We start from the raw sequence: 22,584 nt of genomic DNA on the forward strand, positions 1-22,584 counted from the left end.
CTAATTATCAAGTTTGAGGACAGCCATGAATGCCTCCTGCGGAATCTCTACACTTCCTACCTGGCGCATGCGTTTCTTTCCTTTCTTCTGCTTCTCCAAAAGCTTCCTTTTCCGGGAAATATCTCCTCCATAACACTTCGCCAATACATTCTTCCGCATTGCCTTCACCGTTTCTCTGGCGATGATCTTCGTTCCAATTGAGGCCTGAACGGCAATTTCAAACATCTGTCTAGGCAACAACTCTCTCAATTTCTCGCAAAGGCGTTTTCCCCATTCGTATGCCTTGTCTCTATGTACAATAGCTGAGAGGGCATCTACCTTTTCGCCATTTAGCTGAATGTCCAGTTTTACCATGGTCGACTGGCGATAGCCAATCAACTCATAATCTAATGAGGCGTATCCACGAGAAATGGTCTTGAGTTTATCGAAGAAATCAAATACAATTTCTGAAAGTGGTAGATCAAAGGTTAATTCTACGCGATCAGCTGTCAGATATACCTGGTTTTTGATCTCGCCTCGCTTGTCCATGCAAAGGGCAATCACAGCTCCGATGTAATCAGCCTTCGTGATGATCTGTGCCTTAATGAAAGGCTCTTCTATGTGTGAGATCGTATTGGGTTCCGGCATTTCGGAGGGTGCACTTACCTCCACCACTTCTCCTTTCGTGCCAATCGTTCGGAATTTCACCGAGGGCACGGTAGTGATCACGGTCATGCCAAATTCTCTTTCCAGCCGTTCCTGCACGATTTCCATATGGAGCATACCCAAAAATCCGCAACGGAATCCAAATCCAAGTGCTGCAGATGTTTCAGGTTCCCAAACAAGAGCTGCATCATTCAATTGCAACTTCTCCATGGACGTGCGTAATTCTTCGAATTCACTGGTCTCTACCGGATAAATACCAGCAAATACCATCGGCTTCACGTCCTCAAACCCTTTGACTTCTTTCTGAGTAGGCTTATCAACATGCGTGATGGTATCTCCCACCTTTACCTCTTTAGCAACCTTGATCCCAGAGATCAGGTATCCTACATTTCCGGTAGAGATTGTTTTTCGAGGTTCATGATCCAGACGCAGTACGCCTATTTCATCTGCCTCGTAGGTTTTACCTGTGTTGACAAATTTTACCTTATCTCCTTTATTGATCTCTCCGTTGAAAACCCGGAAGTAAACTTCAATTCCACGGTAAGAGTTGAACACAGAGTCAAAGATCATGGCCTGCAGTGCCTCGTCCTGATTGCCTTTTGGTGCAGGAATGCGATGAACGATCGCTTCCAGAATATTGTCAATCCCAATTCCTTCCTTGGCACTGGCGTGAATAATATCTTCCAAATCACAGCCGATCAGTTCGATGATTTGATCTGAAACTTCCTCAGGCATCGCACCAGGCAAATCGATCTTATTCAGCACGGGGATGATTTCCAAATCATGCTCCAACGCCAGATATAGGTTCGAAATGGTCTGTGCTTCTATGCCTTGTGCCGCATCCACGACCAGCAAAGCCCCTTCACAAGAAGCAATGGACCGGGATACCTCATAGGAGAAATCCACATGACCAGGAGTGTCGATCAAATTGAGTGTATATTGCTGATTATCATAGAGATAATCCATCTGAATGGCGTGGCTCTTAATCGTGATACCTCGTTCACGTTCAAGGTCCATATCATCCAATAGCTGCGCTTGCATATCGCGCTGAGAAACTGTCTGCGTCGCCTCTAATAACCTATCCGCCAACGTACTTTTCCCATGATCAATATGGGCTATAATGCAGAAATTTCTTATGTGATCCATGATGTCTTTCGCGAAAGAAGGTGCAAAAATAGCAATAGCCCATCAACTCTACGTCAGAAAGTTCATCATTGAAAATAAAGCTTAACAACATCTGGCATTATTTGCGAAAGGAACTACCAGATTTCAGGTAATTAGGGCATAAAAATTACCGCACTTTGGGTATTTCAATAGAGTCGGAGATTTTGTTACTTGCAATCAGCATCTTAGACCACCTAACACCGCCTGATATGAAAGTCATTAAGTACGTTATTCTCGTCATTAGCCTCATTCTTACCAGCATTTTTTTACCCAAAGTCCTGAAGCTTCGGAAATCCTGAAATAGCTTTTTGGCATTCTAGAAATCACGGATTCCGAATGAGCCTTACCTCGGATATGCTGCATTCCTTGGATTGAAGTTGAAAAGGTGGCTATTTTAGCCCGGCAATCAATCCTATCACATGTACATCCGAAAAAAATACCGGGTCCGCGATATGATCCGTTGGACTCGAAGAGAAATTCGCTTTTTTGTTGTTTTTGCCCTGATCGTTGCTATCCTGCATGACCTTTTGGGATTGACCTGGCTACAGCTTCCATGGACTCCCATTGCTATGATCGGTACAGCAGTTGCATTTCTTGTCGGTTTCCAAAGCAATGCCGCTTACGGAAGGATCTGGGAAGCACGCAAAATTTGGGGAGGAATTGTCAATGATTCCCGTAGCCTCGCCATCATGGTGATGGACATGATCACCAACGAATACGCTTCTGAAGAAATGACTGAAGAAGAGATGTATTCCCACAAAAAGACAATTATATATCGCCACATTGCCTGGATGACTGCTTTGAGGTATGCTATGCGCCAAAGCAAACCATGGGAAACCAATCGGGAGATCAAGGAAAACAAGGAATGGCAGGATCGGTTGTATATCCCGGAACGTAAATTCGAACTGGAAGATGAACTAAAGAAAGTACTTCCCGAAAGTGAATTAAAAAACGTAATGGGCCGTACCAATAAGCCGGCAGCAATCATGGCTTTTCAATCTCATCATTTGCGTACCTTAAAAGAACGTGGGATCATTTGGGAATTCTCATTTCTGGAATTGGAAGGAAAACTTAGCGCATTGATCGATCATCAGGGTAAATCCGAAAGGATCAAGAACTTCCCCTATCCGAGACAATTCGCTACCATCGGCTATGATTTTGTCAACCTGTTCATAATGATCTTGCCATTTGGAATTATTCCCGAATTTGGCAAAATCGGAGAAAGATTCATTGCGGATTATCCCCTTATTGCGGATTCATTTATATGGCTAGGTATTCCTTTTTCTGTGATTGTCTCATGGATATTCAATACCATGCTCCGTATTGGTACCACTGGGGAAAATCCATTTGAAGGATCACCCAATGATGTGCCCATTAGTGGAATTTCAAGAGGCATTGAAATAGATATTCGAGAGATTCTTGGCGAGGAAAAAGAGCAGATCCCTGAACCCTTTCCGATTGAATTGGAAGCTCAGATGTAGCTTCGGTAAACTCAGCTCATGGATTTCGACAAGCACGTCTTGCCGGAGTTGATAGACTCAGCATTAAGATTTATTCTAAAAAACGAGGCCCACTAAATATTCATTAGTGGGCCTATATGTTTTATAATGAGGATATATTAAGATATTCCCAGCACTTGCTTCGCCCGGGCTAGATAGGCTTCACGATCTTCCAGGCCATTGTAACCACCATTGATACGTTTAGTAATGGCTTTGATGTCATCCTGATCGGCATAACCATTCAGTTTGCGCATGTCCCAAAACCAACCAGCAGCAGCTACAGCAGCATCCGCATTATCGGCCAATTGATCAGGGTTATTTACCAGGTCCATTCCGGTGGCATTTCCGCAATTGGTGTAATTATCTTTTCCTGTCAATTGAATCAATCCTCTACCACGGTATTTCCAGCCTTCTCCACTCGACTCATCGCCATTCCCCATGCGATTGGCATATACGCGATTAGCAATCTTCTCCGGTTGTCGTGCGTAAGCTTCTGCCTCCTCATCAGTTGGGAAATATTTCCCAAAAACAGCTCTCAATGCACTCGCACTATAATTCAGGTTTTCGGAGCTATAATGAAAACTACCACTTTCATGTGCGAGTTGAGCAATGAAATGAGCAGCTCTCAATGGTGTATTGATGTCAAACTTTGACATTTCACCATTCAAGGCGCCCAGGTATTTATCAATGTTGACCTGAGAGGCTTTGGGCATGATCTCCGCAAGTGTAGCCGCGGTGAAAAATCCATCTCCAGTAGCAGGCGTCGCAGGCTCTTCAGGAGTTGGAGCACTAGGTGCAGGTGCTGCAGCTGGTTTATCTGCTTCATTATCTTCAATTCCTGGCAGAACCAGTTCCTGACCCACTTTGACCACATTAGGATTGGAAATGTCATTAGCTTCCGCAATCTCGGTGTATTTTGACGCGTTGCCGTAAAACTTTTTCGCAATAGTCCCAAGGGTATCACCGGGTTGTATGGTGTATTTTTTCATATACTTGATTTATTTCTAGATGCTGGTAATATTGTAACAGACATGCTGAGATGTTCCATGAACAGAAAAGTAGAAAGAAAAACAACGCGCCGCCAAAATAGGATAGATTTTTTTACGCTGTGATTGCTACATAAATTTGTCCCTACAGCAATTTGAACGAATTTGAAATCGAAACAACTTCTGATACTTGTCTGTTTTGCGCTTTGGGTCAATGACCTGATGGCTCAGGAATTCGATGAAGATCGGCTAACCCTTTCGGAGCGTCAATCACTCATTCGCATCCTACAAAAACGGAAAAACCTCCATCGCCCGAATAGCGACAACCTATTCGACAGAAAGATTCGTGATTTACATGAGAAAAGAACTCAGTTTCTTGTTCGACTGATCAAACACAACCTGCTTATTACTCCTGGGTCCGAATTTCAACGGATCCAATTTCTATTTGATTCTCTGAAAACTTCCGACTTGATCAAGCGAAAAGAAAGCCAACTTCTGATCATGCGCAGCCCTATTCCCAACGCTTTTTGCGTAGGTGAAGGCACCATTGCTGTTACTACTGGGCTATTAGAGATCATGGATACCGATGAGCAGGTGACATGGGTGCTAGGTCATGAATTGGCACATTATGAGTTAGATCACGCCAATCAACATCTAAGAGGGTATGCGCGAAGGCATAGTTCGTTAAGCCGAAGGCAAAAACAAGAATTGTCTGATCCTGACAAAAATATCTCTCTTGAAACCCTCAATGCTTATAAAGAAATGGCCTTTGGACTCGGGAAATTCAAAAGAAAGGATGAGTTTGAAGCCGACTCTTTGGGGCATTTGATATTTCAGGATTTGAAGCAACCTGGGTATATCGGTTTAAAAACACTGAATACACTCGATTCCGCTTTTGAAGAACAACTCCCTTACCACATTGATAAAATATTCAATTTCAGGGACTATCCTTTTCAAAAATTTTGGTTTAAAAACAGACCTTCTTTTTTCTCAAGAATTCCATCCAGTTCGTTATTCCCGGATGATTCAACCAAAAGCCACCCAGCGATGGCAGAAAGAATATCCAAGCTGGATTTAGATTTTGGGATCAGCCAACAGCTGCAGGTTTCCATAAAAACAACCCCTTTAGATAAGTCGTATGCACTGGAGAATTTGAAAAGCGCCTACAGCTCCAAAAATTATGATTTCCTAATCTTTCTGGCTGCCAAGTATTATCGACAAAAGGAATACAGATATTGGATCGTACGACTGGTTTCTGCAGCGCTATTTGAACTTTATCAATTGAAAGGTGAGCCAGATTTTCCTTACCTGGTCAGTCCATTTACCTATCAATATGGAGAACACCTTACGCAGGTCAATAATTTCCTGCACAATGCACGACCAAAAGACCTACTGACGATTGGATTCCTGTTCTTGAATGATGGTAGAAACTTCAACCCTAAGGATGAAAGTCACTTTTTCATGTTATGGAAATATGCACGTGCCATGGATGATTTCCGACTAATGAACAACATCCGTCGAACCTATCAGGAATATCACGATGACCCTAAGTACCTGAGTCAAATGCGCCAGGTTAAATACTAGCTACCAAATGGGCCGCTTCGTAAATGGCTCGTTTCGCATCCAGTTCTGCCGCTTCTTTGGCACCTCCAATTAAATGTGTTCTGATTCCCGCCGCTTCCAACTCTTCAAACAGTGATCTTAACGGCTCCTGTCCGGCACAAACTACCACGTGATCCACAGGTAAAACCTGGGTCTCTCCGTTCACGGAAATATGGAATCCTTCATCATCCACTTTTTGGTATTCCACATTGGCCAGCATGTTCACTTGTTTCATGGCCAAACTCGCCCGGTGTATCCAGCCCGTGGTTTTTCCCAGCCCTTTGCCATGCTTCCCCGTGGAACGTTTCAGTAAGTAAATTTCTCGCGGAGAAGGTGCAGGTTGTGGCATCATATTGGCACCCGGCTTTTCATAAGCCATATCCACTCCCCATTCTTTCATGTATTCTTCTACACTCATACTTGGCGACTCTCCCTGATGCGCCAGGAATTCTGCCATATCAAAACCAATTCCTCCTGAACCAACTATGGCGACTTTATCTCCAACTGCTTTATTTTCATAAAGTACTTCCGCGTAATCCAACACCTTCTCATGGTCTGAACCTTCAAATGTTACCTTTCGCGGGGTAACTCCTGTAGCAATGATCACCTCATCAAATCCACCTTCCTGTAATAATGTTTTGGTGGCTGGCGTATTGAGGTGCAAATGCACGCCATGTACTTCGATCATGCGGCCGTAATAGCGGATGGTTTCCGCGTATTCTTCTTTCCCTGGAATCACTTTAGCCATGTTGAACTGGCCACCAATTTCACCTTTGGCCTCATACAAATGCACTTCATGTCCACGCTCAGCGGCAATTGTCGCAGCAGCCAACCCGCCAGGACCTGCTCCTACTACAGCCAATTTCTTTTTATTATCTGTAAGCTCGTAATTCAATAAAGTTTCATGACATGCCCTGGGGTTCACCAGACAAGAACTGATCTGCATCGTAAATGTGTGATCCAAACAGGCTTGATTGCAGGCAATACAAGTGTTGATCTCATCGGCTTTGTTTTCCATGGCTTTCTTCACCAGGTCGGCATCCGCCAGGAAGGGACGTGCCATACTCACCATGTCCGCACACCCTTCTTCAAGGATCTGATCAGCCACGTCAGGCATATTGATCCGGTTGGTAGTGATCAATGGAATATTGATTTCACCCATCATGCGCTTGGTCACCCAGGCAAACCCACCTCGTGGAACCACCGTCCCAATCGTAGGGACGCGAGCCTCATGCCAACCAATTCCCGTATTGATGATGGTAGCTCCAGCAGCTTCAATGGCCTTACCCAATTGTACTACCTGCTCCCAGGTGCTGCCTCCTTCTACCAGGTCCAGCATAGACAAACGGAAAATGATAATGAACTCTTTACCAACAGCTTCCCGAACCGCTTTCACAATTTCAACCGGGAATTTCATCCGATTTTCATAAGTCCCGCCCCATTCATCTTCACGGTGATTGGTTCGAGGCGCAATGAATTGATTGATCAAATAGCCTTCCGATCCCATCACTTCTACTCCGTCATAACCTGCTTGCTGGGCCAGCTTTGCACAATTTGCAAAGTCTGCAATGGTTCTAAGAATATCTTCATGGGCCAATTCCCGCGGTTTCATTGGATTGATCGGTGCTTGAATCGGTGATGGTGCCACATTGAATGCGTGGTAGCCATACCGTCCGCTGTGCAGGATCTGCATACAAATTTTTCCTCCTTCTTTGTGTACCGCTTCTGTGATTAATTGGTGAGGTGCAACTTCGCTTTCCTCAGAAAGTTTGGCTGAATGTGGACCTACCCAACCTTCTTTATTAGGAGCGATACCTCCGGTCACGATCAAGCCAACCTGTCCTCTTGCTCGCTCTGCATAAAATTGCGCGGCACGTTCAAAACCATTCGGAGCTTCTTCCAGCATGGTGTGCATGGAGCCCATCAAGACCCGGTTTTTAAGGGTGGTAAATCCAAGATCTAATGGGGAAAGTAACTTGTCGTACATCAATTTGAGGGTTTAGGCAGATAAATGCTCTGCATGCATACTATTTTCCAAATATAATAAAGATCACATATCAGCCATGATCTGTGGCCAGATCTCTTTAGAAAATTCAGGATTATTTTGATTAGTTAAACAAAAGCTAACTATATTCGTATTACTTTAACAAATGTTAATCTTATGAACCTGAAACTTGGTGTACTGGAAGAGATCATTTTACTCATCCTCCTCTCAAAGGAAAATACCTATGCGGTGGAAATTGCTAAGGAGTACAAACACCAATTTGATCAGACGGTATCACTGCCCGCCATCCATGTCGTGTTGAAGCGACTGGAGCAAAGAAGTCTGGTTCGTTCTGAAATGGGCGAACCCACCGCTGAACGTGGTGGCCGGAGAAAGCGCATTTACCATGCGACCAAAGAAGGATACCGCCTGGCTGCCGATTTGCAAGAGAAGCGCAACAACCTCTGGCAAATGATCCCAAAATTGAATTTCTCTACCATATGAGTAATTCGCCCATCATTCCTCCGCGTTGGGCGGACTGGCTGCTGGAAAAACTCCTGCACGGCGAAGCACTGGAAGAAGTGCAGGGAGATCTTCATGAGTCGTTTTTATGGCGACTGGAAGAACGGGGAGTCAGACATGCCAAATGGCATTTTATCAAAGAAATCTTACAAAGCATCCGATTGTCAAATCTCAAGCCTTATCCATTCATGCAACAATTTCTTACCCTTTTCTCCAGCCATATCAAGACCGGCTGGCGATTCATCTGGAAAACCAAAGCTTTTTCTGCGATCAATATATTGGGACTAAGTATCGGGATTGTTTTCAGCTGGTTCGCCTATCAGTATGCCGCTGATCAATTCAGCTACAACAAGCATATAAAACATGTAGACCATCTCTACAAGATGTTGATGCGAGCAAACATGATGGGAAATGAGATCAACTTTCCAGGTGGGTCGTACAAAGCGTCAAACATGATCGTGGATGAGCTCCCGGAAGTAGAGGCAGCGGCCCTATTTGCCGAAGAAAAACGACTGATCAAGGTAAAAGGCACACCGGTGCATCAAAGTATCTTAGCTACTAATAGGCCACTACTGGACTACCTGAACCTTGATTTACTGGAAGGTGAACCTGGTACTTTCGACGCTCCCAGAACAATCCTTATCTCTGAACAAATGGCTTATAACCTGGGCATTCGGGGTGAAGCGGTAGGCCAATTCATTGAATTGCAAGATTCCTCGGCATTTACAAGTTATCAGGTTCTGGGGGTGTATCGGGACATTCCTCAAAATACTTCTATCCAGGCAGATTACTTTGTGCCTCTCAAAGACTTTTTGGATAAAGATCCAAGTAGAGCCACCACCTTCATCAATTTCGATCTGAGTGTACTTTTCCAATTGACCCCCGGTGCTCAAGTCGATTCGGTCAATTCAAAGATCAAGGCGATTTTTAAAAGAGAAACGGACAGTGACACCTTTTTTGCCTCGTTGGCACCGATGGCTACTTTTCACCTGGATACCAACCCGAATTTGGGCAACGGATTTCTTCCCGGTGGCAACAAACAACTGGTGGGCTTCATTCTCATAGCAGGAATATTGTGTTTGGTCATTTCCATCATCAATTATGCGAACTTCAGCATATCACAATATGTGAATCGCTCAAGAGAAGTAGCGGTGAGGAAAATCATCGGAGCTGCTAAAAAAGGGGTATTCCAACAGCTGATGACCGAATCATTTCTTACGACACTGATCGCCACCTTTTTTGCGGTGATACTCTATGCCCTACTAGCGCCCTATTTTTCCAGTTTCGTTGAAAGGACGTTTGATTTCGAGACGCTGATCGATGCACGATTTATCCCTGGAAATATCGGCCTAATCCTGTTGATCTCGTTCCTAAGTGGATTTTATCCCGCGGTAATCTTGTCGCGGTTTGAGATCATCAAAACCCTAAAAGGCCATCAAAAAATTGGGAAAGGAAAACTGGTCATGCAATCACTACTGATTGTACAATTCTCTATTTCCACCGCCATGATCGTGTGCATGTTTGTCTTTCGAGGGCAGTTAGATCTGCTACTCAACCAGGACATGGGACGAGACGTAACCGATGTGGTCAGGATCCGTTTTCCAAACGAAATCGTGGATGATCAGAAGACCCAAAGCTTCCTAAATGAGGTAAAACAATTGGCCATTATTGAAAATGTAACCGGATCAAGTGGTTTCAGTATGAACCCTTACGATGATGGCGAACATAGCTTTGGCCTGATGAACATGGGCGTTGACACCTCCTACCTGAATGTACTTGGATATAGATTCCTGGACGGAACAGGATTCATGGAGCCTGCCGCTTCCTCTAAAGAAGTGATCGTGAATGAAGCTTTTTTGAAAAAGATCAATATGAATGATCCCATCGGCAAATCCATCCCTTTTGGCAGAGATCATGGTCAATCTTCAGTCATCGTTGGCGTATTGCAAAACGTCTTACACAATGCGAAATCAGAGGCCAGTGAAGAAGTCTATTTTCCTGAAAATGGAGATCGAAGTATTCGTCAGGTGTTTTTGAAAACCAAACAATCGCAAGCCGATATTCAGCAGGCGATAGCACCCATTTGGGATGACTTTTTCTATCCTTACCCATTCAAGTACGATTATCTATCAGAAGAGCACTCTAAAAAACTGGCACATGAAGCAAAAATTGCCAAAATCTCAGGTATCGGAAGCCTCATCGCCATCTTCATCGCTGCTTTTGGTTTGCTAGGACTAATGGGCGTTACGATACGTCAAAAGCTTAAGCGTTTGAGCATCAGCCGTGTGCTAGGAGCAGAAAGAGTGCACATTGCTCGAATGATCTCCAGCAAATTCATCTTTCCAGTTTTGATAAGCCTCGCATTGGGACTGGCCACCAGTGTGTACCTCGCACAAAGCTGGCTGGAAGCCTATACCATTCGAATTAATCTCATGTGGTATCACCTCTTACTCGCTTCCCTGATCATCGTAGGCGTGTTGATACTTATCATTTGGACCCAGGTAAATGAGGCCTTGAGAAAAAATCCGGTGATTTATTTGAAGGAGGACTAATTCAATCATCAACACAACTTCACTATAATGAATTCCACGAACCCTCGCCCTCCCAGATGGGCAGACTGGCTCCTTGAAAAACTACTGCATGGCGAAGCTTTGGAAGAAGTCCAGGGGGATCTTCATGAATCGTTTTTGTGGCGACTGGAGGATCGTGGAAAAAGACATGCCAAATGGCAATTCGTACTGGAAATACTTCAAAGCATCCGATTCTCGAATCTCAAACCCTATCCAATGATACAACAACTAATGACGCTGTTTACCAGCTATATAAAAACTGGCTGGAGATTTATCATTAAATCCAAAGGATATGCTGCCATCAATATTCTCGGACTCAGCATCGGGATGGTCTTCAGCTGGTTCGCCTATCAATATTCGGTCGACCAATACACCTATGATCAACACATAGATGAAGCGGAAAATCTATACAACATGATCATGGCGCAAGGCTATTTAGGCACATCCGTCTATAGTTCGGGAGGGTCCTATGAAGCAGCCCATCGCATTGTAGATCAAATTCCAGAAGTGGTCGATGTTGCCTTGTTTGCAGAAGAGGAACGGATCCTTAATCTCAATGGAAATACCGTCGCACAAAAGGTATTTTGGAATAATGCCACCTTAGCGAACCTCCTGAATTTGAAGATACTGGAAGGGAAACAAGGCACCTTTGATCAACCGGATCAGGTCATAATCTCGGAACGCATGGCGCTTAAATTGGGTGTTCGTGGAGAAGCGTTAGATCATACGTTAAAATTGTTCGATTCAGCCAGGTTCAACACATATCAAATCATTGGCGTTTACCAGAATCTCCCTAGTAATTCGACGATCAACCCGGACATCATGCTTCCTCTTGATGAGTTTTTGGAAAACAAGCCAGATCGTAAATCCGATTTTGGCAATGGCGATCTGAGTATCCTGTTAAAATTCAAAGAAACGTCAGTGATGGCAATTGTCAATGAAAAAGTCAACCGTCTGTTTGAGGCAGAAGGAGAAGGGAACTTCGTCGCAGATATTAGTCCTTTTTCAGCATATCATTTAGGTAGTAGCGTTTCTTCTACCAATGGATTTGCTCCCAAAGGCGATAAAGAATTCATTGGCTTCATCGCTATTTCAGGACTTCTATGCCTCTTAATCTCTATTATCAACTACGCCAATCTGAGTGTTTCCATTCACATCAATCGTTCCAGGGAAGTAGCCGTCCGAAAAGTTATGGGAGCCGCCAGAATGGGCATTTTCCTTCAATTGATGATAGAAGCCTTCCTCAGTACGATGTTAGCAGTTATTGTTGCCTTAATCATTTATCATCTGGCATCGCCTACATTCTCCGATTTAGTGGAAAAAACGTTTGATCTCAGCACTTTACTGGAAAGTAGATTTATTCCAGGTGTAGTTGGTTGATCTTAATGATTTCTCTCATCAGCGGATTTTACCCGGCTATGATTTTGGCCCGATTTGATATTGTAAAGTCGCTCAAAGGCATTCAAAAAGCACGGAAAGGAAAAGCCGTCATGCAATCCTTACTGGTCGTACAATTTTCTATTTCCACGGCTATGATCATCTGTATGTTCATTTTTCACAGACAACTAAATTTCATCCTCAATGCAGATCACGGCCAAAACATAGAGGAGGTAGTGCTACTAAATACTCCGGATGAAGTCGCTCCTAAAACAACGCGTTATTCTTTAACAAAATCCAGTCCCTGAAAGAAATTAAAGCCTCCACAACCTCCCTGGATGTTGCTGTAATGCCCTATCAAGGAGAAAAACATGCTTTCCCAACTTTGCGACACACTGTTGACGAAAAACACTTCGATCTTTTTGAAATTCCCATTAAGGAAGGAAGAGGATTTAAAGCGGAAGAAGCACGGGATCATATCATTGTTAATGAGGCCTTCATCAAAAGTGCAGAGATTGAAGATCCAATTGGAAAAACAGTGAACCTACAGGGATTATCATTTACCAGAGGGACCATCATTGGCGTCAGTAAAAACACCGTGTTCTTTTCTTCCAAACTATCTACTATTCCGACCATCTATTTTCCCGGAGACAGCAAGGCCAGCATTTTTGCTATTAACGTCAAGTCATCAGCACCGGAGCAAGAACTGATTGCCGCCATTGAACCAGTTTGGGAAGAGTGCTTCTATCCGTATCCTTTAAAGTACAAGTACCTGGATGACTCATTTCTGGAAGCAGTCAAGAAAGAACGGAAAATTGCCAAAATCTCCAGTATCGGAAGCGGTATAGGCATCTTCCTTGCCTTATTTGGCTTGTTAGGATTGGTTTCCATCAATATTAAAGAAAAGTTAAAGCGTGTGAGTATCAGCAGGGTCCTGGGTGCGTCTAGCCTTCATATCGCCGCCATGATATCCAATCGATTCATTATTCCAATTGCCCTAAGTCTAACTCTTGGTATATCCATGGGCGTCTACATTTCCCTCCATTGGTTGGAAAATTATCCCTTCAGAATTAGCCTTGAATGGTACCACCTGACCATCGCCAGCTTTTTGATTTTGGGTTTAGCTGGTGCCATTATCTGGTCTCAGCTCCGAATGGCCCTCAATAAAAATCCGGTGATCTACTTGAAGGAGGATTGAAGAAAATAGAGGTACTACTCAATCTCTACCAACTCAAATACCAGCAACTGGCCTTTATAGTTCTTGTATTGCATCTTAACGAAGCCAAAGACTTCATGGTACCAGAAATCGTGAGTAGATACGCCGTAGCCCGCATCCAGGTAGGAGGTGATGTGCCAGGGTCCTTTGATGTCTCCAAACTCGATTTTGAGCAACGTCTCCTGTCCTACTACTTCATAGGTACTGAATAGCTGCTGATTGTTCCAGTCGCCCCATCCTTCGTAAATGATCAGGTTGGAAGTCCATTGTTTGCCTGTGGACAGTGGCAAATTGACCGATGGATAAGGTGCAACCTGAGTGAACACAAATTGATTCTCGCGGAAAGGCAACATCCAGACGTCATCAGGAGATTCAAAAAGGCCTGCAGGCATCTGATCGATCCAGCTTCGATCTTCTAAATCACTGTTGATGTTGTAGGCTTGTATTCGATCAATTTCTTCTTCTGAATATTGATATTGCGCTACTCCTTCTTGCTCATTCGCTACGCCATCGGGGACCGCATTTCCGGTCGCTGTGACCCGTACCAAACTCTCAGAAATCAAATTATACTCCGCATCCCAATACTTTGCCCGGTAGGTAAATGAACGACATGGAGAGAATACCTGATAATGGTCATACTCACTTTGAATTACCTGACAAGCCACCTCTTCAAATTGGAAGGACTCCTGTGAGGAGCAACTGAATAAGATCAGACCAATAAACAGACAAAATAACCGCTGAAACATGGCTGTAAAACTACCCAAGAATTTATGTCTTTTTATTTTGTTGTCATAACAACTATTTTATACATTTGTCAAGACAGTTATTTTTCAACTACCTATAATCGATTTTGACATGGAAAACGCAACGCTTGAAATTGAAAAAGTATTCGAAGAGGCTCAGGACTTCATGCCAATCAATGGCACGGACTATTTGGAGCTTTATGTAGGCAATGCCAAACAGGCTGCTCACTATTACAAAACGGCTTTCGGATTTCAGTCTTTTGCCTATCGAGGTTTACAAACCGGATGCAAGGATGCTGAATCTTATGTTGTGATCCAGGACAAGATCAGATTGGTACTAACCACTCCACTTAAAAGCGGAACTGAAATTGGAAAACACATTGACAAACACGGAGATGGAGTAAAAGTCATCGCACTTTGGGTGGAAGACGCTACCAAAGCCTACGAATCTGCCGTGGCCAGAGGCGCGAAAAGTTACATGGAGCCTTTTACTGAGTCTGACGAAAATGGCGAAGTGGTTCGAGCCGGAATCTACACGTATGGAGAGACCGTTCACTTATTCGTAGAGCGCAAAAACTACAATGGTCACTTCCTGCCTGGGTTTATCGAGTGGGAAACTACTTACAATCCCACCTCGACTGGCCTGAAATATGTGGATCACATGGTCGGAAACGTGGACTGGGGTCGTATGAATCACTGGGTAGAATTCTACGAAAAAGTGATGGGCTTCACCCAGATCCTTTCTTTCGACGATAAAGACATCTCTACTGAGTACACGGCTTTGATGAGTAAGGTGATGAGCAATGGCAACGGCCGCATTAAATTCCCAATCAATGAGCCTGCGGATGGTGCCAAAAAATCACAAGTTGAAGAATACCTTGATTTCTACGAAGGAGAAGGCGTACAGCATATTGCCGTAGCTACGGATGACATCCTCCACACCGTAACAGAACTCCAGAACAGAGGTGTAGAATTCCTCCATGTACCTACCAACTACTACGATTCCCTGCAAGACCGTGTTGGTAAAATCGATGAGGACATTGATGCACTGAAAGATCTAGGCATTCTGGTTGATCGTGATGATGAAGGGTATCTGCTACAGATCTTCACCAAACCTGTAGAGCCAAGACCAACCATGTTCTTCGAGATCATCCAGCGAAAAGGAGCTCAGTCTTTTGGGAAAGGTAACTTCAAAGCACTTTTCGAGGCCATCGAGCGGGAGCAGGAATTGAGAGGTACTTTATAAGAAATCAAGTAGAAAGTACAAGGTATTAGGTACAGATTAAGCGTACTTAGTACCTTGTACCTGATACTTTCTACCTTTCTATCCATGCCTATCTATCATCGATTAGGGAAAATCCCTCAAAAGCGTCATACCACTTTCAAGAAGGAAGATGGTACGCTACACTATGAGCAGCTTTTTGGCACCATTGGATTTGATGGCATGTCTTCGTTGCTGTATCACCTGCATCGCCCAACCATGGTCCGGGACATCCTGGCCCCGATTGACCTCACGCCTAAAATTGCTGTAGAAAAAAACATCACTTCCCGAAAATTGATCGGATTCAATGTGGCCCCCAAGGATGACTTTTTGGAAGCCCGTGAACCTTTGATGATCAATAATGACGTGCACGTGGGTGTGGCCTCACCTAAGCAATCCATGACGTCCTATTTCTATAAGAATGCGGACGCAGATGAAATGCTTTTCATCCACAAAGGGACTGGTACGCTTCGTACGCTATTAGGCAATATTTCATTCGAATACGGTGACTACCTGATCATTCCAAGAGGCATGATCTATCAGATCGAATTTGATACAGAAGACAATCGCATCCTGTATGCAGAGTCTTTTCATCCGATCTATACCCCCAAACGTTATCGAAACTGGTTTGGCCAATTGCTGGAGCACTCTCCCTACTGTGAGCGGGACTACAAGTTGCCGGAGCAGTTGGAGACTTATGATGAAAGAGGAGAATTCTTGCTGAAGATCAAAAAGGAAGGCGTATTGCATCAGTTGGTGTATGCCTCTCATCCATTCGATGTAGTGGGTTGGGACGGTTACAACTATCCTTACGGCTTCTCTATCCACAATTTCGAGCCGATTACCGGTCGGGTACATCAGCCACCACCGGTTCATCAAACTTTTGAGACCAGTGCGTTTGTGATCTGTTCTTTTTGCCCCCGATTGTACGATTATCACCCGGAATCCATTCCCGCGCCATACAACCACTCCAACATTGATTCCGATGAAGTGCTGTACTACGTGGATGGCGATTTCATGAGTCGGACTAACATCGGGCCTGGGTACTTTTCGTTGCACCCGGCAGGCATCCCACACGGACCTCATCCGGGAACCTATGAAGCCAGTATCGGTAAAAAAGAGACCCATGAACTGGCAGTTATGATCGATACATTCAAGCCGTTGAAATTGACTGAAAATGCCATGAAAATTGATGATGGGACTTACTATCAATCATGGCTCGACCCTTCAACGAAATAAGGATCAAAACCTCTTGTTAAAAAGCATTAATCAATGATTATCAATATTCCTGTGGATTCGCATTTTACGATACACAACATTCCATTTGGCATTTTCTCGACAGAAACTAATGCCGCTCGAGTTGGTGTAGCCATTGGCGACCAAATCCTTGATTTAGCAGCCGTTGCTGAATTGGGTGTTTTCGATTTTGATACAGCTGTTTTGTCCAATACAGTACTGAACGATTTCATTGCACTGGGCAAGCCAGTAACGAATAAGGTCAGGACTGACATTCAAAGCTGGCTGAAAGATGATCAATCTGTGCTGGCTGAGAAAGCCAATCTATTTGTACAGCAATCCGAAGCGACGATGCATATGCCCGTACACATCGGGGACTATACGGATTTCTACTCCAGTATTGAACATGCTACGAATGTGGGCATCATGTTTCGGGGTAAAGACAATGCGTTGATGCCGAATTGGAAGCATATCCCGGTAGGTTATCATGGCCGGTCATCTTCCATTACCTTGAGTGGTGTCCCAGTTAAACGCCCTAAAGGTCAGACACTTCCTCCGGGAGCTGAGCAACCTGTCTTCGGACCTTGCAAGCGCATGGATTTCGAACTGGAAATGGGATTCATTACTAATTCCAATACCGAAATTGGTGAATCAATTAGCGTCGCGGATGCGGAAGATCACATTTTTGGCATGGTCTTGTTCAATGATTGGTCAGCAAGAGATATTCAAAAATGGGAATATGTTCCATTAGGGCCTTTCCTGGCCAAGAACTTTGCTTCTTCTATCTCACCTTGGGTGGTCACGCTGGAAGCATTGGAACCGTTCCGGGTAGCCGGACCAGTTCAAGACCCGAAAGTCTTGCCTTATCTGGAATACGAAGGTGAAAGGAACATAGATATCCAACTTGAAGTGGCTGTCACGACTCAAAAATCACCAGAAACGGTTATTTGTAAGTCCAATTTCAAATACATGTATTGGAACATGGCCCAGCAATTGGCACATCATACGGTCAATGGATGCAACATTAAGCCCGGCGACATGATGGCTTCCGGAACGATCTCAGGAAAGACAGAAGATTCCTTCGGCTCTATGCTGGAACTGTCCTGGTCCGGATCGAAACCCATCGCATTGGCCAACGGAGAAACCAGAACCTTTCTGGAAGATCACGATACAGTGACCATGCGTGGTATAGCTGAAAAAGGAGACATCCGAGTAGGATTCGGAGAAGTTAAAACCCAAATTCTTCCCAGTGACTGATCAATTTCAACACATCGACCCTGCCGACCTGTCCGGAGGGGAAATGCATGGTTTGCTTCTCAGTGCAGTAGCCCCAAGGCCCATTTGCTTTGCCAGTACGATTGATGCTGAAGGTAACGTTAATCTAAGCCCTTTCAGTTTTTTCAATGTATTTAGTGCCAACCCTCCGATCATGGTCTTCTCCCCCGCTAGAAGGGGCAGGGACAATACCACCAAGCACTCTTTCGATAATGTGAAGGAGGTACCGGAAGTGGTGATCAACATTGTGAACTACTCGATCGTGGAGCAAATGTCTTTGTCGAGCACGGAATATGCGAAAGGTGTCAATGAATTTGTAAAATCCGGGCTCACCGAAGTTCCTAGTGATTTAGTAAAGCCTCCAAGGGTTGGCGAATCGCCCATTTCTTTCGAGTGCAAGGTAGATGATGTCATTGAGCTGGGACAAAATGGCGGCGCGGGGAATCTGGTCATTTCAAGAGTGGTCAAAATCCACGTAGACAAGCAATACCTGGATTCAAATAGCAAATTGGATACCGTAAAACTCGACCTGGTTGCTAGATTGGGTGGCAATTGGTATGGCCGTATGATCCCTGAGGCTTTGTTCGAGGTTCCGAAACCGCTAGCTAAAAAAGGTATAGGCGTAGATGCCTTACCGGAGCATGTACGTATGAGTGACGTCCTCACTGGCAATGAACTGGGCCGGTTAGGCAATTTGGAAAGTCTTCCTTCTGCAGAAGCAATAGATAAGATCAGTAAGTTGCCCGAAGTGGCTGCTCTGACCGAATTAGATCCGACCAAAGAGCAGCTGAAAGCCATCCATGGTTTGGCGAGTGATTGGTTGGCAGATGGGAAGGTTGAGGAAGCTTTGGCCCTTATTCTGGCATTCTAATTCGAGAACTGAATAATCCCCCGCCCATGCCTCGTTCGGCAGGCGGGCTGTCTTGTCCTAAAATAGGTTTACACAATTGTGATAAACTAAAATGGATGAAAACAAGAATGGAAGAATTCGCCATGGAGGAGAGATAAGTATAGCTGAACGCCACAAAATGATTCAGGAATATCTCGCTGGCGGTGTTACCAAAAAAGAGATTTGGTACAAATACACAGGCAAGCCCGAGGAGCACGGAGCTATACTAAAATGGATGAGAATGTATGGCTATATCGACGATGAGCCTAAAAGAAGACCTATCTTTAGTCAACCGATCAATTATATGACTATGGGTGGCCCTGAAGATTTAGATAAGTCGGAAATGCTTGCCAGAATTAAGCAGTTGGAGAAGCAACTTGAAGATTCAAAGCTGAGAGAAGAAGGCTATAGGTCGATGATTGAATTAGCAGAAAGGACCTTCAAAATACCCATCAGAAAAAAGTCCGATACCAAATAATCAGTTCATTAAAAGAAAGACATACTCGTGTTTCCCTGGGACGATTGTGTCAATTATTTGGTGTGACCAGGCAATCCTATTATCAATACTACTGGCAACAAGAGACGACTTCATTTGAAGAAGAATTGATTATTAGAGAGGTTCTCAGAATCCGTCAAGTTCATCGTAGAATGGGCGGCAGGAAGCTCTATGAATTACTGGAGCCGTTCATGCTAGAGCATCAGATTAAAATGGGCAGAGATGCATTATTTAACGTCTTAGCTGCTCATAATCTGTTAGTTAAGCGAAGAAAGCGGCGAGTCTTTACGACTCAATCTTTCCATTGGCTCCGCAAGTATCCAAACCACATCAGAGACTTTATACCTAGAGCTTCCAATCAACTTTGGGTGAGTGATATCACTTATTGGAAGATTGAGGCTGGGTATTTGTATATCAGCCTGATCACTGATGCATACTCAAGAAAGATCGTTGGATATCAAGTTGCTGAGACATTAGAATCAGTAGAAACACTTCATGCCTTGAAGATGGCTCTTGATAATAATAAAGGGTCAATAGATCAGCTGATTCATCATTCAGATAGAGGTATTCAATACTGCTCAGGAGTATATGTTTCTCTACTTAAGAAGCATGGCATTATGATATCTATGACTGAAAACGGAGATCCTTTGGAGAATGCGATCGCAGAAAGAATAAATGGTATTATCAAGAATGAATATCTGGATGGCTATGAAGTCAATACACTAAATGTAGCTAAACAGCTCTTGGATCGTGTCATAGAAGTCTACAATAATGAACGACCACATATGAGCCTTGGGAATCTAACTCCCAACCAGGTTCATGATAACCCTTCGATAAACGTTGAAAACATTTGGAAAAAAAGACGAACTGTAAACCTTATTCAGGACTATCGAAAATTGTAAATTACTGATAGGACTATATGTAAAACCTGTAAACTTATATCAGGACGAGACAGGCTTTCAGGCACCCTACGCGGGTCGCCCCCTTTTCAAGGGGGATCTTTTTAGTATTTTCACAGTTGAATGAAAATCTACTCTGTTTTACAGATCGGGCAATTTCATACCAATTATTGTGAGGACTTTTTAGTGACTGAACCTGTAGGCACGGACAAACGCCTGATCGCCGTGCTGGATGGGTGCTCCATGGGCACAGAATCTGCATTTGCTTCAATCCTTTTTGGCAAAATTCTCAGAAGCATCGCCAAACAACTTTATTACAAGGAATTCCTGGAAGGTATTTCGGATGATCTTGATCATATCCTAAAGGATGTCTTACACCAGTTATTCAAAGAAGCAAAGACCATCAAAAATCAATTGAGCCTGGACACCAATGAGTTACTGTCTACTATTATCCTTGGGATTGTCGATGAGGCCCAGGCAAAAGCTACCTTCCTGGCTGTAGGTGATGGATTGATCTACTTCGACGGTCAAATAGTGGAATATGAACAGGATAACAAACCACACTATTTAGGTTATCATCTTGGCGAGGACTTTGAGTCGTGGTTTAGCAAACAAAAGCAACTACTATCAATCTCCGACTTCAAAGACTTATCAATCTGCACTGATGGCATTTTTACGTTTCAGAACCTTACGAATAAGAAGGATCAATTGTCTGAAGGACATATCATCGATTTTATGCTGAGCGATCTGGAATTTTCGGAAAATGATAATTTCCTGGAAAGAAAAGTCAGGTACCTGGATCAGGAAAGGCAGCATTTGGTAACGGATGATCTGGCGATTGTGAGGGTGAGAACACACCCCTAGCCGGTCGCCCCTAACCCCCGCTTCCGCGGACGGTCTCAAGACAGGAATTTTTCTGAAAGAGGTAGGGTCAAAGGGGCTTTCCGGTATTTCATACCAAAGATCAAAGACACGGTATGAAAAAATTGATATTACTGGCTTACATCCTGTTACTCGCTGCTTTGTTGTCTTGCGGAGTTGGTGAAGATGATGATGAAATAGAAGAAGTCATTGACCAGAATGAACAGCTTATCAGTGAAACCAGATTCACTGATGATGAGCTGAATGCTTTCAATGGTATTCTCCATTTAAAACAAGACCTCTTCAATTATGCTAAGCTGAACGTTCCTGAATACTTTGAAGAAAGTAGCGGATCATTACCTCAACAGGACAATACACCAGAAAGTAATCCGGTTACCGATGCAGGAGCTACGCTAGGAAGGGTATTATTCTACGACAAAAGCCTATCCGCCAACAATACCATTTCATGTGCTTCTTGTCATCAACAGGAAAAAGGATTTTCGGACCCTGCGAGATTTAGTGTAGGATTAAATGGCGAAACTACCAAACGTAACTCCATGACACTGATCAATAGTCGTTGGTATCAAAAAAGAGGATTCTTCTGGGATGAGCGAGCTGCTACACTGGAAGAACAAGTGCTGATGCCGATTCAGGATCATGTAGAAATGGGATTGGAGCTTCCTGATTTGGTGATCAAACTGGAACAATTAGAATACTATAGTGTCTTATTCAATAAAGCTTTTGGCAGCCTTGAAATCACGATGGATAGAATTGCTCTGTCATTGGCACAATTTACCCGATCCATCGTTTCTACCGATTCAAAATTTAATCAGGCGGTAAGAGCAGATGGACTGGATGAGGTACCCGAAACAGAAATGGTGGCTCTTTCCACCCTGACTGATCAAGAGAATGTGGGTCTGGACATTTTCTTCAATTATGCGACTTGCGGCTATTGTCATATGGGGCCAGCTCATGTGGCAGACAGCATGAAAAATAATGGCCTTGAAATCAGTTACTTAGATAAAGGAAAAGGAGAATGGACTGGAAATCCACAGGACAATGGTTTATTCAAGCCACCTTCATTGGCCAATATTGCTCAGACTGCCCCTTATATGCACGATGGACGATTTGAGACGTTGATGGATGTCGTGAATCATTACAATGGCAATATACAGGCACATCCTAACTTGAATTTCCGATTAACTATTGAGGATCGAGATGGTACAGTTGGAGGAACACCCCTGGTCCTTGAACTGGATCAAGAACAAAAAGATGCGCTTGTTGCCTTTTTGAAGACGTTCACTGATGAACAGGTGAGTAAAGATGAGAAGTACAGTGATCCATTCATCCAATAAAAGG

The 22,584-nt window shown here is 43.8% G+C and carries 19 protein-coding genes; 15 read left to right on the forward strand and 4 right to left on the reverse strand.

What is annotated here, in order from left to right; all coding sequences use genetic code 11:
- Positions 1-1,791 carry a translation elongation factor 4 gene (lepA, locus tag R8G66_20770; GenBank protein ID MDW3194819.1) on the reverse strand — a complete coding sequence of 597 codons (1,791 nt, stop codon included), beginning with the start codon at positions 1,789-1,791 and terminating at the stop codon, positions 1-3.
- A 437-nt stretch (positions 1,792-2,228) separates the two neighbouring features.
- Here lepA and R8G66_20775 point away from each other — a divergent pair, with 437 nt between their 5' ends.
- Positions 2,229-3,290 carry a bestrophin family ion channel gene (locus tag R8G66_20775; GenBank protein MDW3194820.1) on the forward strand — a complete coding sequence of 354 codons (1,062 nt, stop codon included), beginning with the start codon at positions 2,229-2,231 and terminating at the stop codon, positions 3,288-3,290.
- A gap of 137 nt (positions 3,291-3,427) precedes the next feature.
- Here the strand turns inward: R8G66_20775 and R8G66_20780 are convergent, their stop codons facing one another.
- Complete coding sequence (locus R8G66_20780) at positions 3,428-4,297, reverse strand: glycoside hydrolase family 19 protein (protein ID MDW3194821.1); 870 nt, start codon at positions 4,295-4,297, stop codon at positions 3,428-3,430.
- Positions 4,298-4,459: 162 nt separating this feature from the next.
- Here R8G66_20780 and R8G66_20785 point away from each other — a divergent pair, with 162 nt between their 5' ends.
- Positions 4,460-5,878 carry a M48 family metalloprotease gene (locus tag R8G66_20785; GenBank protein MDW3194822.1) on the forward strand — a complete coding sequence of 473 codons (1,419 nt, stop codon included), beginning with the start codon at positions 4,460-4,462 and terminating at the stop codon, positions 5,876-5,878.
- Here R8G66_20785 and R8G66_20790 read toward each other — a convergent pair.
- A complete protein-coding gene (locus R8G66_20790) occupies positions 5,868-7,883 on the reverse strand; it encodes an NADPH-dependent 2,4-dienoyl-CoA reductase (protein ID MDW3194823.1) in 2,016 nt (671 codons plus the stop codon). The two genes, R8G66_20785 and R8G66_20790, sit on opposite strands and share 11 nt — an antisense overlap.
- Before the next feature lie 174 nt (positions 7,884-8,057).
- Between R8G66_20790 and R8G66_20795 the strand changes: the two genes are divergently transcribed.
- Genes R8G66_20795 through R8G66_20815 form a run of 5 tightly spaced genes read left to right on the forward strand, consistent with a single transcriptional unit; the run spans position 8,058 to position 13,547 of the window.
- Positions 8,058-8,384 carry a helix-turn-helix transcriptional regulator gene (locus R8G66_20795; GenBank protein ID MDW3194824.1) on the forward strand — a complete coding sequence of 109 codons (327 nt, stop codon included), beginning with the start codon at positions 8,058-8,060 and terminating at the stop codon, positions 8,382-8,384.
- Positions 8,381-10,954, forward strand: a complete 2,574-nt coding sequence (locus tag R8G66_20800) for an FtsX-like permease family protein (GenBank protein MDW3194825.1) — start codon at positions 8,381-8,383, stop codon at positions 10,952-10,954. Before R8G66_20795 ends, R8G66_20800 begins: the two co-directional genes overlap by 4 nt.
- A gap of 27 nt (positions 10,955-10,981) precedes the next feature.
- The gene (locus R8G66_20805) at positions 10,982-12,352 is read left to right on the forward strand and encodes a permease prefix domain 2-containing transporter (protein MDW3194826.1); all 1,371 of its coding nucleotides are present in this window, start codon (positions 10,982-10,984) and stop codon (positions 12,350-12,352) included.
- A 5-nt stretch (positions 12,353-12,357) separates the two neighbouring features.
- Entirely contained in the window at positions 12,358-12,657 is a 300-nt protein-coding gene (locus R8G66_20810) for a hypothetical protein (protein MDW3194827.1), read from the forward strand.
- Between the two features lie 41 nt (positions 12,658-12,698).
- Entirely contained in the window at positions 12,699-13,547 is an 849-nt protein-coding gene (locus R8G66_20815; GenBank protein MDW3194828.1) for an FtsX-like permease family protein, read from the forward strand.
- 14 nt (positions 13,548-13,561) lie between these two features.
- Here the strand turns inward: R8G66_20815 and R8G66_20820 are convergent, their stop codons facing one another.
- Positions 13,562-14,311 (reverse strand): hypothetical protein, encoded by a 750-nt coding sequence (locus R8G66_20820; protein ID MDW3194829.1) that lies wholly within the window; start codon positions 14,309-14,311, stop codon positions 13,562-13,564.
- A 109-nt stretch (positions 14,312-14,420) separates the two neighbouring features.
- Between R8G66_20820 and hppD the strand changes: the two genes are divergently transcribed.
- The 8 genes from hppD (at position 14,421) to R8G66_20860 (ending at position 22,580) form a co-directional block, all read left to right on the forward strand.
- Positions 14,421-15,554, forward strand: coding sequence for a 4-hydroxyphenylpyruvate dioxygenase (gene hppD, locus R8G66_20825; GenBank protein MDW3194830.1), 1,134 nt, complete (start codon positions 14,421-14,423; stop codon positions 15,552-15,554).
- A gap of 84 nt (positions 15,555-15,638) precedes the next feature.
- Positions 15,639-16,808 (forward strand): homogentisate 1,2-dioxygenase, encoded by a 1,170-nt coding sequence (locus R8G66_20830; GenBank protein MDW3194831.1) that lies wholly within the window; start codon positions 15,639-15,641, stop codon positions 16,806-16,808.
- Between the two features lie 33 nt (positions 16,809-16,841).
- Positions 16,842-18,062: a fumarylacetoacetase gene (gene fahA / locus R8G66_20835; protein ID MDW3194832.1), complete on the forward strand. Its 1,221-nt coding sequence runs from the start codon at positions 16,842-16,844 to the stop codon at positions 18,060-18,062.
- A gap of 43 nt (positions 18,063-18,105) precedes the next feature.
- The gene (locus R8G66_20840; protein MDW3194833.1) at positions 18,106-18,951 is read left to right on the forward strand and encodes a flavin reductase family protein; all 846 of its coding nucleotides are present in this window, start codon (positions 18,106-18,108) and stop codon (positions 18,949-18,951) included.
- Positions 18,952-19,042: 91 nt separating this feature from the next.
- Positions 19,043-19,447 carry a hypothetical protein gene (locus tag R8G66_20845; GenBank protein ID MDW3194834.1) on the forward strand — a complete coding sequence of 135 codons (405 nt, stop codon included), beginning with the start codon at positions 19,043-19,045 and terminating at the stop codon, positions 19,445-19,447.
- A gap of 35 nt (positions 19,448-19,482) precedes the next feature.
- Positions 19,483-20,367, forward strand: a complete 885-nt coding sequence (locus tag R8G66_20850) for an IS3 family transposase (GenBank protein ID MDW3194835.1) — start codon at positions 19,483-19,485, stop codon at positions 20,365-20,367.
- A gap of 120 nt (positions 20,368-20,487) precedes the next feature.
- Positions 20,488-21,228 (forward strand): protein phosphatase 2C domain-containing protein, encoded by a 741-nt coding sequence (locus tag R8G66_20855; protein MDW3194836.1) that lies wholly within the window; start codon positions 20,488-20,490, stop codon positions 21,226-21,228.
- Between the two features lie 113 nt (positions 21,229-21,341).
- Positions 21,342-22,580 carry a cytochrome c peroxidase gene (locus R8G66_20860; GenBank protein MDW3194837.1) on the forward strand — a complete coding sequence of 413 codons (1,239 nt, stop codon included), beginning with the start codon at positions 21,342-21,344 and terminating at the stop codon, positions 22,578-22,580.
- The last annotated feature ends 4 nt before the right edge of the window (positions 22,581-22,584 follow it).

This window comes from Cytophagales bacterium (genome assembly GCA_033344775.1).
Classification (GTDB): domain Bacteria; phylum Bacteroidota; class Bacteroidia; order Cytophagales; family Cyclobacteriaceae; genus JAWPMT01.